This window comes from Streptomyces sp. SDr-06 (assembly GCF_003324565.1).
Lineage (GTDB): Bacteria > Actinomycetota > Actinomycetes > Streptomycetales > Streptomycetaceae > Streptomyces.
The window spans coordinates 162538-176747 of record NZ_QOLA01000009.1 but is presented as its reverse complement, the minus strand read 5'-3'; the positions used below and the strand labels follow the sequence as shown (position 1 = coordinate 176747).

General features: G+C 70.2%; 14 protein-coding genes. 2 read left to right on the top strand and 12 right to left on the bottom strand.

Annotation, left to right across the window (positions count from 1 at the left end):
- Window positions 1-31: 31 nt before the first annotated feature.
- Entirely contained in the window at window positions 32-1177 is a 1146-nt protein-coding gene (gene mnmA, locus DT019_RS20325) for a tRNA 2-thiouridine(34) synthase MnmA (RefSeq protein WP_114038294.1), read from the bottom strand.
- A 131-nt stretch (window positions 1178-1308) separates the two neighbouring features.
- Between mnmA and DT019_RS20320 the strand changes: the two genes are divergently transcribed.
- Window positions 1309-1914, top strand: a complete 606-nt coding sequence (locus DT019_RS20320; RefSeq protein WP_114038293.1) for an N-acetylmuramoyl-L-alanine amidase — start codon at window positions 1309-1311, stop codon at window positions 1912-1914.
- A 30-nt stretch (window positions 1915-1944) separates the two neighbouring features.
- On the opposite strand, the gene DT019_RS20315 is transcribed toward DT019_RS20320, so the two are convergent.
- From DT019_RS20315 to DT019_RS39640, 3 genes are all read right to left on the bottom strand, one after another.
- Window positions 1945-3114: a cysteine desulfurase family protein gene (locus DT019_RS20315; protein WP_114038292.1), complete on the bottom strand. Its 1170-nt coding sequence runs from the start codon at window positions 3112-3114 to the stop codon at window positions 1945-1947.
- Window positions 3115-3184: 70 nt separating this feature from the next.
- Window positions 3185-3487, bottom strand: a complete 303-nt coding sequence (locus tag DT019_RS20310; protein WP_114038291.1) for a DUF4190 domain-containing protein — start codon at window positions 3485-3487, stop codon at window positions 3185-3187.
- A gap of 2 nt (window positions 3488-3489) precedes the next feature.
- Window positions 3490-3645 carry a hypothetical protein gene (locus tag DT019_RS39640; RefSeq protein ID WP_162952519.1) on the bottom strand — a complete coding sequence of 52 codons (156 nt, stop codon included), beginning with the start codon at window positions 3643-3645 and terminating at the stop codon, window positions 3490-3492.
- A gap of 132 nt (window positions 3646-3777) precedes the next feature.
- Between DT019_RS39640 and DT019_RS20305 the strand changes: the two genes are divergently transcribed.
- Window positions 3778-4386: a TetR family transcriptional regulator gene (locus DT019_RS20305; protein WP_114038290.1), complete on the top strand. Its 609-nt coding sequence runs from the start codon at window positions 3778-3780 to the stop codon at window positions 4384-4386.
- A 65-nt stretch (window positions 4387-4451) separates the two neighbouring features.
- Here the strand turns inward: DT019_RS20305 and DT019_RS20300 are convergent, their stop codons facing one another.
- From DT019_RS20300 to DT019_RS20265, 8 genes are all read right to left on the bottom strand, one after another.
- Window positions 4452-5411, bottom strand: coding sequence for a helix-turn-helix transcriptional regulator (locus DT019_RS20300; RefSeq protein ID WP_114038289.1), 960 nt, complete (start codon window positions 5409-5411; stop codon window positions 4452-4454).
- Between the two features lie 143 nt (window positions 5412-5554).
- Window positions 5555-6424: a thioesterase family protein gene (locus DT019_RS20295; protein ID WP_114038288.1), complete on the bottom strand. Its 870-nt coding sequence runs from the start codon at window positions 6422-6424 to the stop codon at window positions 5555-5557.
- A gap of 79 nt (window positions 6425-6503) precedes the next feature.
- Entirely contained in the window at window positions 6504-7163 is a 660-nt protein-coding gene (locus tag DT019_RS20290; protein ID WP_114038287.1) for a trimeric intracellular cation channel family protein, read from the bottom strand.
- Window positions 7164-7209: 46 nt separating this feature from the next.
- Entirely contained in the window at window positions 7210-8613 is a 1404-nt protein-coding gene (locus DT019_RS20285; protein WP_114038367.1) for a M1 family metallopeptidase, read from the bottom strand.
- 95 nt (window positions 8614-8708) lie between these two features.
- A complete protein-coding gene (locus DT019_RS20280; RefSeq protein WP_189389766.1) occupies window positions 8709-10130 on the bottom strand; it encodes a dipeptide ABC transporter ATP-binding protein in 1422 nt (473 codons plus the stop codon).
- 29 nt (window positions 10131-10159) lie between these two features.
- Window positions 10160-11257 (bottom strand): ABC transporter ATP-binding protein, encoded by a 1098-nt coding sequence (locus DT019_RS20275; protein ID WP_114038285.1) that lies wholly within the window; start codon window positions 11255-11257, stop codon window positions 10160-10162.
- Window positions 11254-12252 carry an ABC transporter permease gene (locus DT019_RS20270; RefSeq protein WP_114038284.1) on the bottom strand — a complete coding sequence of 333 codons (999 nt, stop codon included), beginning with the start codon at window positions 12250-12252 and terminating at the stop codon, window positions 11254-11256. Before DT019_RS20270 ends, DT019_RS20275 begins: the two co-directional genes overlap by 4 nt.
- Before the next feature lie 123 nt (window positions 12253-12375).
- Window positions 12376-14151, bottom strand: a complete 1776-nt coding sequence (locus DT019_RS20265) for an ABC transporter substrate-binding protein (protein WP_223279669.1) — start codon at window positions 14149-14151, stop codon at window positions 12376-12378.
- Between the last annotated feature and the right edge of the window lie 59 nt (window positions 14152-14210).

Sequence of the window (14210 nt, the reverse complement as noted above, 5' to 3'; positions counted from 1 at the left end):
CGCTGGGACCCCCGCCTCGACGCGAGTGCCTCTAGACGCTCGCGGCGGCCCGCTCGGTCGTCGCGATCGTCGCCGAGCCCACCACGCGCGTGCCGTCGTACAGGACGATCGCCTGGCCGGGGGCGACACCGCGGACCGGCTCGGCGAAGCGCACCCGCAGCTCGCCGTCGATCAGCTCGGCAGTGACCTCGGTCTCGCCGCCGTGGGCGCGCAGCTGCGCGGTGTATGTGCCGGGCCTCTCGGGGGCGGTGCCGCACCAGCGGGGCTTGATCGCGCCGAGGGCGGTGACGTCGAGGGCCTCTACGGGCCCGACGGTGACCGTGTTGTTCACCGGGGAGATGTCGAGGACATAGCGGGGCTTGCCGTCGGCGGCCGGGTGGCCGATGCGCAGGCCCTTGCGCTGGCCGATGGTGAAGCCGAAGGCGCCCTCGTGGCTGCCGATCTTCGTGCCGGACTCGTCGACGATGTCGCCCTCGGCCTTGCCGAGGCGCTGGGCGAGGAAGCCCTGGGTGTCGCCGTCGGCGATGAAGCAGATGTCGTGGCTGTCGGGCTTCTTGGCGACCGCCAGGCCCCGGCGCTCGGCCTCGGCGCGGATCTCGTCCTTGGTGGTGAGCGTGTCGCCGAGCGGGAACATCGCGTGGGCGAGCTGGCGCTCGTCGAGCACGCCGAGGACGTACGACTGGTCCTTGGCCATGTCGGAGGCGCGGTGCAGCTCGCGGGTGCCGTCCTCCGTGAGGACGACGGTCGCGTAGTGGCCGGTGCACACGGCGTCGAAGCCGAGCGCGAGCGCCTTGTCGAGCAGCGCCGCGAACTTGATCTTCTCGTTGCAGCGCAGGCACGGGTTGGGCGTACGGCCCGCCTCGTACTCGGCGACGAAGTCCTCCACGACGTCCTCGCGGAAGCGTTCCGCCAGGTCCCAGACGTAGAAGGGGATGCCGATGACGTCCGCGGCGCGGCGCGCGTCCCGGGAGTCCTCGATGGTGCAGCAGCCGCGGGCCCCGGTGCGGAAGGACTGCGGGTTCGCGGAGAGCGCGAGATGCACGCCCGTGACGTCGTGCCCCGCCTCGGCGGCCCGGGCGGCGGCGACGGCGGAGTCCACACCGCCGGACATGGCGGCGAGGACGCGCAGGGGACGCGGGGAGGTCATCGGCGAGGGCTGCGGCGGAGTCTGAGTCATAGCACTCGTAAGGGTACGTGGGATCGGGAACCGGGGGCGCGGGAGTATCCGTTGTGCCTGTCGAAGGGGTCCGATCCAGGATTCCACGGAGCCCGCGGGGAGCGGTACGGGAAGCGACGGGGGCGGGGCGTATGGCGACCAGCCGCAGGGGGCTGCTGATCGGGGGCGCCGTGGTGGTGGTCGGCACCATCGGCTATCTGAAGGCCCCGCAGGCGCGGCCGCACAAGCCGCGCAAGGCCGGAGAGCTGGACTACGCGGGCGCCCAGTGGGTGGCGGCGGACCCGGCGAACTGGCGGATGGCGGACCGGCCGGACGACTACCCGGTGGACCGGGTGGTGATCCATGTCGTGCAGGGCAGCTTCGACAGCGCCCTGAAAACGTTCCAGGACCCGGAGAACAAGGCGGCCGCCCACTACGTGGTGCGCAAGGACGGGCACCTGGCGCAGACCGTGCGGGAGCTGGACGTCGCCTTCCACGCGGGCAACCGGAAGTACAACGAGCGCAGCGTCGGCATAGAGCACGAGGGGTACGTCGAGGAGGCGTCGTCCTTCACGGACGCCATGTACGCGTCGTCGGCGCGGCTGACGGCCACGATATGCGCCCGCTATCGCATACCCGTCGACCGTACGCACATCATCGGGCACGTCGAGGTGCCGGGCACCGACCACACCGATCCGGGGCCGTACTGGGACTGGGCGCGCTATCTCCGGCTGGTCGGCGCGGCCCGCCCGGCCTGAGCGGCTGGGGCCGGCCCGGGGTTTTCGGGGTCAGACGAGCCCCGCGGTGCGGGCCCGCTCGACGGCGGGGCCGATGGCGTCCGCGACCGCCTGGACATCGGCCTCGGTGGAGGTGTGGCCCAGCGAGAAGCGCAGGGTGCCGCGGGCCAGGTCGGGGTCGGTGCCGGTGGCGAGCAGGACGTGGCTGGGCTGGGCGACGCCCGCGGTGCAGGCGGAGCCGGTGGAGCATTCGATGCCCTGCGCGTCGAGCAGCAGCAGGAGGGAGTCGCCTTCACAGCCGGGGAAGGTGAAGTGCGCGTTGGCGGGCAGGCGGCCCGCCGGGTCCGGGTCACCGCCGAGGATCGCGTCGGGCACGGCCTTGAGCACGGCCTCCACGAGCCGGTCGCGCAACCCGCCGACGTCCCGGACGAACGCGCCGCGCCGTTCGGCGGCGAGCCGTCCGGCGACCGCGAAGGAGGCGATGGCGGGGACGTCGAGGGTGCCGGAGCGCACGTGCCGCTCCTGGCCGCCGCCGTGCAGCACGGGGACGGGGGTGTACTCGCGGCCCAGAAGCAGGGCTCCGATGCCGTACGGGCCGCCCACCTTGTGACCGGAGACGGTCATGGCGGCGAGCCCGGAGGCGGCGAAGTCCACGTCGAGCTGGCCGAAGGCCTGGACGGCGTCGGCGTGCAGCGGCACGTCGAACTCCCGGGCCACCGCGGCCAGTTCGGCGACCGGCATGATGGTGCCGATCTCGTTGTTGGCCCACATGACGGTGGCCAGGGCGACGTCGTCGGGGTCGCGCCCGATGGCGTCGCGCAGGGCCTCGGGGCTCACCCTGCCGTAGGGGTCGACGGGCAGGTACTCGACGGTGGCGCCCTCGTGCTCGGCGAGCCAGTCCACCGCGTCGAGCACGGCGTGGTGCTCGACGGGGCTGGCCAGGACGCGGGTCCGGCGCGGATCGGCGTCCCGGCGGGCCCAGTACAGGCCCTTGACGGCGAGGTTGTCGGCCTCGGTGCCGCCGGCCGTGAAGACGACCTCGCTGGGACGGGCGCCGAGCGCTTCGGCGAGTTCCTCGCGGGCCTCCTCGGCGGTGCGGCGGGCCCGCCGCCCGGCGGCGTGCAGCGAGGACGCGTTGCCGGTGGCGGTCAGCTGGGCGGTCATCGCCCGGACCGCCTCCGGAAGCATCGGGGTGGTCGCGGCGTGGTCGAGGTAAGCCATGGTGGGCCCGATTCTACGAGCCGCGCCGGGCGGGCCGTGCCGCAGTTCCGGCCGAGGGCCGGGCGGGGTTTCAGCCGCCGAGGCCCCAGGAGACGGTGTGGTCCGCCATGACGAGGGCCACAAGGACCACGAGGTCGGCCACGCCCAGGGCGAGTCCGAGGAAGGCGCGGCCGCGGCGCTTGGTCCCGTACAGGAGGGAGAGCGAGGACAGCACGATGGCGATCGGGCCGAGGACGACGTTCATCACGAGCAGCCCGAGCAGGCCGAGGACGAAGGCCGCGATGGCCATCCCGTCGGCGTCACGGGATGGGGGTCCCCCCTGCTCCTTCAGAGCGTGGGGGCGGGTGCGGCGTCGGATCGCGGTGAGTTCCATGGTCAGCCCTTTCGGTGCGAGAGGCGTTCGCGGGCGGCGAAGACGAGCAGCCAGACGCCGATGACACCGGCGACGGCCAGGGTGACCGGGAGCGGGAGGTGCGCCGCTGAGCCCAGCACGACCCCCAGCAGGAGGAGGGCTGCGACGAGGAAAAGCATGGGATCCCTTTCTGTGTGCGGCGGAACGGGCGATGCATCCCGCCTGGGTCAACCAGCCTTGGGAGTACGACTGTTCACTGACTGATGAGTCTAGTCTTCCCAACTTCGGCGAACACATGTTTACTGAGTGGTATGAGCCACACTCTCGGAATCCGGCAGGCCCAGAAGCAGAAGACCCGCCAGGCCCTCATGGACTCGGCGCTCCAGCTCCTGGAGCACCAGAGCCTGAGCAGCCTCGGGCTTCGCGAGGTCACCCGGGCCGTGGGGGTCGCGCCGGCCGCGTTCTACCGGCACTTCAAGGACACCGCCGACCTCGGCGTCGCGCTGGTCGAGCAGGCGCTGGGCAGCCTGCACGACACGATCCGCGCGGCCATCGTCACCACCGGGTCGAGCGACGAGCGCATCGACCGGGCGGTCGCGCTCATCGCCGCCCATGTGCGCACGCACCCCGCGCACGTCCGCTTCATCGCCCGCGAACGGCACGGCGGGGTCGCCCCGGTCCGCGAGGCGATCGGCGTACAACTGCGCCGCTTCGCCGACGAGGTGGCCGAGGCGCTGGGCGCCGACCCGCAGTCGACGGGCTGGTCCCGGGAGGACCTGCGCATGCTGGCCGGGGTGTACGTCGACCACATGGTGATGACGGCGTCCGCCCTGCTGGAGGGCGAGGAGGCCCCGGTCCTCGCCACGGCCCGCGCCCAACTCCGCCTGGTGACGCTGGGCCGCCGCCACTGGCTGGACTAGAGGGTCCCTGCGGGACGGGGACTGAGGAGTGCGCCGGACGTGCGGCGCTCCCGCCCGCTCCCTGTCTACGAGGCGTAGAGGCGGCTGATCTCCGACGCCGCTTCGGCGAGGACGTCGCGGGCCGCGCGGGGCTGAAGGATCTCCACGTGGGCGCCGAAGCTCAGGAACTGGCGGACGGCGCGGAGTTCGCTCACCGCGAGTTCCACGGCGGTCCACTCCCCCGCTGCCTCCGCCCGCGGCGCGGCGGTGAGCTGTGCCCCGTGCAGGCGGACGAAGAGGTCGAGCCGGTCGTTGCGCACCCTGGCCTTGACCAGTACGTCCGCCGGACGACGCTCGACCTCGCGGCGCAACCGCTCCCACACGTCGGCGAGTTCGACGCCGGGCCGACGGCGCACCGGCTCGTCGGTGAGCCGGGCGGAGCGGACCCGCTCGGCGCGGAACAGCCGGGGCGCGGCCCGGTGATCGGCGACGAGGTACCAGACCCCGGCCTTCACGACGAGCCCGTACGGGTCGACGGTGTACGTGTTCGGTCGGGCGGCGCCGCTGTGCCGGTAGCTCAACCGGAGTCGGCGGTCGGCGAAGACGGCGGTGTTGAGGACGTCCAGGTCGACGGCGGGGGCGGCCGTGCGCATCCAGCGTTCCGGGTCGACCAGGATGCGGCGGCTGGTCAACTCGGCGGCGGGCCGGTGCGGTTCGGGCAGCGCGGCCATGACCTTGCGCAGGGCTGAGCCGAGCGCGTCGTCGAGACCGAGGGCGGTGTGCGCGCCCTGCGCCGCGAGCACGAACAGGGCGCGGGACTCGTCGGCGGTGAGCCCCGTGACGTCCGTGCGGTATCCGTCGAGCAGGGCGATGCCGCCGTGCCGGCCGCGCTCGGTGTAGACCGGCACGCCGGATGCCGAGAGCGCCTCGACGTCGCGGTAGATGGTCCGCACGGACACGTCGAGCCGCTCGGCGAGGTCGGTGGCGGGGACGAGGCCGCGGGTCTGGAGCAGGAGGAGGATGGAGAGCAGCCGATCGGATTTCACGGCCTCAGAATCCCCCACGCCGCGCCTGGGCAGGCGCCCGCCCGCCTGCGCGGCACTTGGTCGGCTTTGCCTTCGGCTGCGGGCCACACGTGGCTGATCGCGCAGTTCCCCGCGCCCCTTGGGCGGGATGCGGTGCGCCGGGGTCAGGGGCGGGGGGCGCGGGCCAGTTGGCGGGACTGGGCCACCAGGCGGTCCGCCGAGTCCCAGACCTCCGCGTCCTCCTCCAGGAACCCCCCGGCCAGGTTCCGCGTGGTGATGGACACCCGCAGCGGCCCCGGTGCCGGGCGGCAGCGGATGTGGGTGGTGAGCTCGACCGTCGGGGTCCAGCCCTTCAGGCCCAGCTCGAAGGAGGTCGGCGGCAGGGCGTCGACGGTGAGCAGCAGCGAGATGGGGTCCGCGTCGCGCCCGTCCGCGAGCCCGAACCACGCCCGCATCTCGCCCTTCCCGGAGGGCGCGCCCACCGCCCAGCCGAGCGTGGTCGGGTCGAGCTTGAGCATCAGCCGGTCGGTGATCGCCGAACTGCCGGGGATCGGGGGCCGGCTGCCGTCGGGGGCATCCGTCGCGCCGATGCAGTGCGAGAGGGGCGGGATCGCGGGCGGCAGGGCGGTGGTGCGCACCTCGTCGGTGAGCGCGTCGAGGTCCCCGTACGAGGCGAGGACCCGGATGCGTTCGACCTCCGCGCCGTGTTCGTCGTACTGGAAGAGCGAGGCCTGCCCGGTGGAGAGGGTGCGGCCGGTGCGCACGACCTGGGTGCGGATGACCGCAGGCCCGGGCACGGACGGCGTGAGGTAGTGCGCGGAGACGGTGAACGGGTCCGGGTGCGGCAGCGCGTCGCCGAGCGCCCGCCCGAGCAGCGCGAGCAGATAGCCGCCGTTGACGGCGTGGATGATGGTCCAGCCCGCCGAGAGCTCCGCGTCGTAGACCCCCGCTTCCCGCCGGGTGACCGCGGTGTCGCGGTCGAACTCGCTGTCCCCGATCGCGGCGGGGAGTACCTGTGACGATGCCTGTGCCATGCGCAGCACCGTACACCGATAAATTACTGAGCGGTAGCTTTTTGTTATGCCCTCGTCGGACCCGCTCCCGGCCGCCCCCTCATACCTCCTCCAGCGTCGAACTCCGCCGGTTCCACGCCCGCGGCGCCCGCCAGTGGTACTTCAGCGCGGCGATGCGCAGCAGGAACGCGGTGATCACGGCGAGCCCACTGGTCCCCGCGTTGAGCAGGTCGAAGCGGATGAACAGCACGATCATGGTGGCTCCGACGATCGCGGGCACCGCGTACAGGTCGCGGTCCCAACGCAGCAGCGAGGGAACCTCGTTGGCGAGGACGTCGCGCAGCACGCCGCCGCCCACCGCCGTCGCGAGCCCCAGCGCCGCCGAGGAGGTGAGCCCCAGCCCGTAGTCGTACGCCTTCGTCGTGCCCGTGACGCAGAACAGGCCGAGCCCCGCCGCGTCGAAGACGTTGACCGCGGTCTGGGTGCGCTCGACCTCGGGGTGGAGGAAGAAGACGAGGACGGCGGCGAGCAGCGGGGTCACGAAGTACCCGAGGTCGGAGAAGGCAGCCGGCGGGACCGCCCCGATGATGAGGTCGCGGAACAGCCCTCCGCCCAGCGCGGTGACCTCGGCGAGCACCGCGATGCCGAACACGTCGAAGTTCTTGCGCACGGCGAGCAGGGCGCCGGAGATCGCGAAGACGAAGATTCCGACGAGGTCCAGCGCATGCTGGACGGAGGGACTGAACAGTTCGTGAAGCACCCCGCATTTTTACTCATCGCGGGGTGCCCCTCGGCACAGGCCGGGCTCAGAGCGCGGGCTTGCCCGTGTCGTAGATCCACTTCTGGAACAGGCCGTCGAGCGACTGGCCCGAGACCTTCTCGGCGAGCTGGATGAAGTCCTCGGTGTCGGCGTTGTGGTAGCGGTGCGCCTTCGTCCAGGCCGGGAGCAGCTTGAAGAAGGCCTGGTCACCGATGCGCTCGCGCAGCACCTGGAGCATCATCGCGCCGCGCTGGTAGACCGCTGAGGCGAACATCGTGTCGCGCTGCGGGTCGGCCACCTCGATCTTCCAGAAGTCGGCGGAGGCCGGGATCGAGTTGTACCTGTTGAGGAAGGACGTGTGGGCGGTCGCGGTCCCGCGGTGCTCGGCCCACAGCCACTGGGCGTAGGTCGCGAAGCCCTCGTTGAGCCAGATGTCGTTCCAGTGCGCGACCGAGACGGAGTCGCCGAACCACTGGTGCGCGAGTTCGTGCACGATGGTCGTCTCATTGCGTACGGCCGAATAGCTCGGCTTGGTCTGCGTCTCCAGGGAGAACCCGGCCTGCGGCATGTCGTCGACGACCGCGCCGGTCTCCTCGAAGGGGTAGGGGCCGAAGAGCTTGGACCAGTAGTCGGTGGCCTCGGCGGTCACCGCGTACACGTCGACCGTGTTCTGGTTGGCCAGGGCCGGGTCGATGGCCACGTAGATGGGGGTGCCCGCGGGCGTCCGGCCCGTCTTCACGTCGAACTTTCCTATGGACGCGGTGGCGAGGTAGGTCGCCATCGGCTTGGACTCGCGCCAGTGGAAGTACGATCGGCCGCCGCTGTCATGGGAGTCCACGAGGCGGCCGTTGGACACCCCGGTGAGGCCCTTGGGCGCGTCGATGCGGATGTCGTACGTCGCCTTGTCGGAGGGATGGTCGCTGGACGGGAACCAGGTGGAGGCGGCGTTGGGTTCGCAGGCGACGAACACGCCGTCCTTGGTCTTCATCCAGCCGTAGTCGGACCCGAAGACGATGGGCCCGCTCAGCGGCTGGGGCACTCCGCCGTAGACGACCGTGACCTGGAACTCCTCGCCCCTGCGCAGCCGGTGGCGCGGGGTGATCACGATCTCGTCGCCGGTTCTGCGGAAGTCGGCGGGCCTGCCGTTCACCCGGATCGAGTCGACGGTGAGCTTCTGGAGGTCCAGGTCGAAGCTGGAGAGGTTCTGGGTGGCCCGGGCCGTGAGGGTGGTGCGCCCGTCCAGGCGCCCGGAATCGGGGTTGTAGCTGACGCCGAGGTCGTAATGGAGGGCGTCGAAGCCGCCGTTGCCCAGATTGGGGAAGTACGGATCGCCGATGCCCGGGGCCCCGGGCGAGGCCGCGGGCGCGGCGGCGATGGTGAACCCGGCGGCCACCGCGGTGGTGAGGGCGAGCAGCCGGGAGGTACGACGTGCCGAACGGGAGAGTGCCATGAGTCTGCCCTTCGAACGCATGCCGTTGGTACGGACACGCAGACTCTGCACTCTCCCGCTTCGGCATGAACATGACTTTGCCGAACTGTCATGCCCTACTTGTCGGTTGACTCCTGAACGGTGTCGTCCGGTCCGGTTTCTCCGGCCTTGCCGTCCCTACCGGCCTTCGCGGGCTTCTCGGGCTTCTCGCCCTTCGGCGCGGAGGGCGTCGCGGGGGCGCTCTCCGAGGTCGCGTCGGGCGCCTCCCCGGACTCAGACGTCTCGGAGGTCCCGTCCACTTCGGCGGCCTCGGTCGACTCCGCCGCATCCGTGGTTGCAGACGCCTCGGCCGCCTCAGGTACCTCGGTCGTCACCGACGCCTCGGAGACCTCAGCCACCTCGGTCGGCTCGGCCGACTCCGTCGGCTCCGCCTCGCCGATCGTCACGAGGTCGATCGACTCCCTGGCCTCCGGCAGGACCGTCTCGCCCGGGGCCTGGTCCGGCGCGTTCTCCGGGTGGTGGCAGGCCACCCGCTGGCCGGGCTTCAGCTCCACGAGCACCGGCTCCTGCGTCTTGCAGATCTCCGTCGCCTTCCAGCACCGGGTGTGGAACCGGCAGCCGCTGGGCGGCGAGATCGGCGAGGGGACGTCGCCCTTCAGCAGGATCCGCTCGCTCTTCATGCCGCGCCGCTTGGGGTCGGGCACCGGCACCGCCGACATCAGCGCCTTGGTGTACGGGTGCATCGGCGCCGCGTACAGCGACTTGCGGTCGGCCAACTCCACGATCTTGCCCAGGTACATGACCGCGATCCGGTCCGAGACGTGCCGGATCACCGACAGGTCGTGGGCGATGATCACGTAGGTGAGGCCGAGCTCCTGCTGGAGGTCGTCGAGGAGGTTGACCACCTGTGCCTGGATCGACACGTCGAGCGCCGAGACCGGCTCGTCCGCCACGACCAGCTTCGGGTTGAGCGCGAGCGCGCGGGCGATGCCGATGCGCTGGCGCTGGCCGCCGGAGAACTCGTGCGGATAGCGGTTGTAGTGCTCGGGGTTGAGGCCCACGACCTCCAGGAGGCGCTGGACCTCCTTCTTGATCCCGCCCTCCGGGTTGACGCCCTGCAGCTTGAAGGGGGCGGAGATGATGCCGCCGACCGTGTGCCGCGGGTTCAGCGAGGAGTACGGGTCCTGGAAGATCATCTGGACGTCGCGGCGCATCGGCCGCATGCCGCGCACACCGAGGTGGGTGATGTCCCGGCCCTCGAACTCGACCGTGCCGCCGGTCGGTTCGAGCAGCCGGGTGATGAGGCGGCCCATCGTCGACTTGCCGCAGCCGGACTCGCCGACCACGCCGAGCGTCTCGCCGGAGCGCACGTCGAAGTCGATGCCGTCGACGGCCTTGACCGAGCCGGTCTGCCGCTTCAGCACACCGCTGCGGATCGGGAAGTGCTTCTGCAGACCGGTGACCTTGAGCAGGACCTCGCCGGGGGCCGCGTCCTTGGTGGTCGTGACCGCTCCCTTGCTCTGCGCGGGAATCGTCACGTCGTTGTCCGTCACGCCTTTGTCCTCGCTCACAGCTTGGGCGCAATCTCTTCGGTCCAGATGCGCTCCCGCTCGTCCGGCGTCATGTGGCAGGCGGTCCAGTGACCGCTGCCGCCGTCGGCCAGCTCGGGGCGTACGGTCCGGGTGATGTTGTCCTTGGGCACGTCCGCGTACGGGCAGCGCGGGTTGAAGGCGCAGCCGGACGGGATGTTGATCAGGGACGGCGGGGAGCCCTTCACCGGGATGAGGCGCTCGGTCTCCTCCCGGTCGATGCGCGGCATCGAGCCGAGCAGACCCCAGGTGTAGGGGTGGCGGGGCTCGTAGAAGACCTTCTCGGCGGGCCCGCGCTCCACGCACCGGCCGCCGTACATCACCAGGATGTCGTCGGCGAGCTCGGCGACGACGCCCAGGTCGTGGGTGATGATGATGACCGCGGAGCCGAACTCCTTCTGCAGGTCCCGGATCAGGTCGAGGATCTGCGCCTGCACGGTGACGTCCAGGGCGGTGGTCGGCTCGTCCGCGATCAGCAGGTCGGGGTTGTTCACCAGCGACATCGCGATCATCGCGCGCTGGCGCATGCCGCCCGAGAACTCGTGCGGGTAGGAGTCCACGCGCTTGTCGGGCTGGGGGATGCCGACCCGGTCGAGCATCTCGATCGCCCGGGTGCGGGCGGCCTTCTTGTCGACGTCGTGGTGGACCCGGTACGCCTCGATGATCTGCTTGCCGATGGTGAAGTACGGGTGCAGCGCGGACAGCGGGTCCTGGAAGATCATCGCCATGTCGCGGCCGCGCAGCTTGCGCACCTCGTCGGGGTCGGCGGAGAGCAACTCCTTGCCGTTCAGCCAGATCTCGCCGGAGATCTGCGCCTTGCGCTTGCCGTACTGGCCGGCCGTGTGCAGGCCCATGATGCCCATCGAGGTGACGGACTTCCCGGAGCCCGACTCCCCCACGATCCCGAGGGTCTTGCCCTTCTCCAGCGAGAAGCTGAGCCCGTCGACGGACTTGACCAGGCCGTCGTCGGTCGGGAAGTGGACCTTCAGGTCGCGCACGTCGAGGAACGCGTCCGAGGGCCGCTCCGCCGCGACCGGCTCGCCGACCGCGGCTCCGGTCTTGTTCAGGTCGGTCATGCGAGCCTCACTCGGGGGTCGATCACGGCGTACAGGAGGTCCACGACGAGGTTCGCGAAGATCACCGCCGCCGAGGTGATCAGCGTGACGCCGAGGATCACCGGAAGGTCGCGCTCACCGATCGCGCGCAGCACGGCCTGGCCCAGGCCCGGGATGCTGTAGGTGGTCTCGGTGAGGATCGCGCCGCCGATGAGGGCGCCGATGTCCATGCCGAGCACCGTGAGGATCGGCGCCATGGTGGAGCGCATGGCGTGCTTGCCGATGACGGTGGATTCGCTCAGGCCCTTGGCCCGGGCGGTTCTGACGTAGTCCTCGCCCATCACTTCGAGCATGGTCGCTCTGGTGAGGCGGGCGTACATCGCCGCCTGGAGGAAGGCGAGCGTGATCCAGGGCAGGATCAGACCGCTGAACCAGCCGCCCGGCGAGTCGCTGAAGGACACGTACTGTCCGTCGATCCAGTGCAGGCCGTAGGTGAAGATCGCCAGCGAGAGCAGACCGGTGAAGTAGATCGGCAGCGAGACGCCGGCCAGGGCCACGGTCATGGAGAACCGGTCCCACAGCGAGCCGCGCTTGAGGGCGGACACCACGCCGGTGAGCACACCGAAGACGACCCACAGGATGGCCGCGCCGATGACCAGCGACAGCGTGACCGGGAAGCGCTCCTTGAGCACCGGCCAGATGGCCTGCTCGTTGCGGAACGAGTAGCCGAAGCACGGCGCGTCGCAGTGGATCGTGGAGCCGCCGCCGGTGTAGTCGCGGCCGGCCAGGATGCCCTTCACGAAGTCGAAGAGCTGCACGAAGATCGGGTCGCCGAGACCCAGCTTCTCGCGGACCGCTTCGAGCGCGGCGGAGTCGGACTGCTTGCCGACGTACATCGTGGCCGGGTCGACGCCCGTCCACTTGGGGATCAGGAAGAAGATGCCGAACGTCACCAGCATGACGATCAGCAGCATCACGATGGCGGCGAACAGCCGCCTGATGAGATATGCGAGCACTGCTCTCGGCCCGGCGGCGGGCCGGGGGCACCGGATTGCGGTACCCCCGACCCGTCACACGACGGCCTTCACCTGCCCTTCGTGCCTAGCGGCGGGTGCGCCGGCGGAGCGATTGGACGACGGTCACTTCTCGACGCCGAGCGAGGCGTAGTCGTAGAAACCGTTGTTGTTGGTCGTCGTGTAGACGTTGGTGAGCCGGGAGCTGCGCCACTTGACGTTCTTCTCGAAGACGAACGGCAGGTAGACGGCGTGCTCGGAGACCTTCTGGTTGATCTGCTTGTAGATACCGGCCGCCTCTTCGGGGGTGCCGGCCGCGATGGCCTGGTCGAAGAGGGTGTCGATCGCCGGGTCCTTCAGCATCGAGTAGTTGTTGTTGCCGTTGGGCAGGATGAACTTGGAGTCGACCAGCGGGAGCAGGAAGCCCTGGCCGGACGCGAAGTCCGGGCCCCAGCCCATGATGATGATTCCGTAGTTCTTCTTCTTGACGACCTCGGGGTTGCCGATGATGCCGGTCGTCTGCGAGCCGTCGTACTGGTCGATGTCGGCCTTGATGTTGACCTTGGCCAGCGCGGCCTGCATCGACTGGGCGGTGGCGACCTCGGCCGGCTTGTTGTTGCGGACCGCGATGGTGGTCGAGAAGCCGCCGGGCTTGCCGCAGAGGCCGAGCTCTTCCTTGGCCTTGGCGATGTTCTGCGCGCCGTCGTTCTGAGTCACGCCGTACGGGTCGAACTTCGGGTCCGAACCGCTGATGATGGGCGGCAGCATGTTGGTGGCGATGTCACCACCGGCCTGCGGGCCACCGCGGGCGGTCTGCAGCGACTTGTGGTCGGAACCGTAGATGACGGCCTTGCGGCAGTGCTCGTTGTCCATCGGCGCGACCGTCTGCGGGAAGACCGCGTAACGGATGTAGCCGGTGTCCGGGTTGTCGACGTTGCCCTTGTACTGCTGGAGCGCCTTGGTGCGGCCGGCCGGGCTGAGGCCGGTGCCGTTGAGGTCGACGTCGTAGTCACCGTTGATGAGACGGCTGTCCATGTCGTCGGCGCTGGTCAGCAGGGTGAGGCTGATCTTGTCCGGCAGGGCCTTGCGGACGTCGTCCGTCTTCTGGTCCCAGTTCTCGTTGCGGACGAGGACCATCGACTTGTTGGGCTCGTAGGACTGCCACTTGTACGGGCCGAGCGAGAAGGGCTTCAGGCCGTACTTGGACTGGGTGTCCTTGTCCTGGCGGACCGGGCTGCCCGAGGGCATGGCCAGCATCTGCTGGAAGTCGACGTTGGGCGCCGGCAGCTTGAAGACGATGGTCTTGTCGTCCGGCGTCTCGATCGCCTTCAGGCCCAGCTTGTCGGGAGAGGTGTCCTTGTAGGGACCCTTGTACTCGCCGGTCGGGTCGAGGACGTCCTTCAGGTAGACGGGGCCGCCGGAGATGACGTCCTGCGCCCAGATGCGCTCGATGCCGTACTTGACGTCCTTGGAGGTGACGGGCTTGCCGTCCTCCCACTTGACGCCGTCCTTCAGGTGGTACGTGTACGTCTTCTTGTCGGCCGAGACGTCCGCGAGACCCGTCGCGATGTCCGGGACGAGCGTCTCGCTCTCCTTGCCCGGGGCGGGCTTGTAGGTGATCAGCGTGCGCGTGTAGTAGCGCGCGTAGTCCCACATGAAGCCGTAGTAACCGCGCTGCGGGTCCCAGGAGTCGGCGTCCTGGGTGCCGACGAACTTGAGCTCCCCGCCCTTCTTCGTCGACGCGTTCGCGAGCTTGCTGTTGGCCGCGTTGAAGCCGGGGGCCTTGCCGCCCTTGCCGTCGCTGCTGCCGCCTCCGCCGCAGGCCGCGGTGGACAGCAGAGCCGCAACGACGATGGCCGCGCCGGCGGCCGTCTTTCGCCTTGATGAACCTAGGGTTGTCACGATCTCGCTTCCTCCGTAGTGGGCGTCTTGGGTGTCGCGGCCCGTGCGGTGCGCCGGGC

Coding starts and splice junctions, on each gene's coding strand:
- DT019_RS20295 (WP_114038288.1), bottom strand. CDS start 6,424: ATGGCACAGGCATCGTCACAGGTACTCCCCGCCGCGATCGGGGACAGC.
- DT019_RS20275 (WP_114038285.1), bottom strand. CDS start 11,257: ATGACCGACCTGAACAAGACCGGAGCCGCGGTCGGCGAGCCGGTCGCG.
- DT019_RS20320 (WP_114038293.1), top strand. CDS start 1,309: ATGGCGACCAGCCGCAGGGGGCTGCTGATCGGGGGCGCCGTGGTGGTG.
- DT019_RS20310 (WP_114038291.1), bottom strand. CDS start 3,487: ATGGAACTCACCGCGATCCGACGCCGCACCCGCCCCCACGCTCTGAAG.
- DT019_RS20315 (WP_114038292.1), bottom strand. CDS start 3,114: ATGGCTTACCTCGACCACGCCGCGACCACCCCGATGCTTCCGGAGGCG.
- DT019_RS20285 (WP_114038367.1), bottom strand. CDS start 8,613: ATGGCACTCTCCCGTTCGGCACGTCGTACCTCCCGGCTGCTCGCCCTC.
- mnmA (WP_114038294.1), bottom strand. CDS start 1,177: ATGACTCAGACTCCGCCGCAGCCCTCGCCGATGACCTCCCCGCGTCCC.
- DT019_RS20305 (WP_114038290.1), top strand. CDS start 3,778: ATGAGCCACACTCTCGGAATCCGGCAGGCCCAGAAGCAGAAGACCCGC.
- DT019_RS39640 (WP_162952519.1), bottom strand. CDS start 3,645: ATGCTTTTCCTCGTCGCAGCCCTCCTCCTGCTGGGGGTCGTGCTGGGC.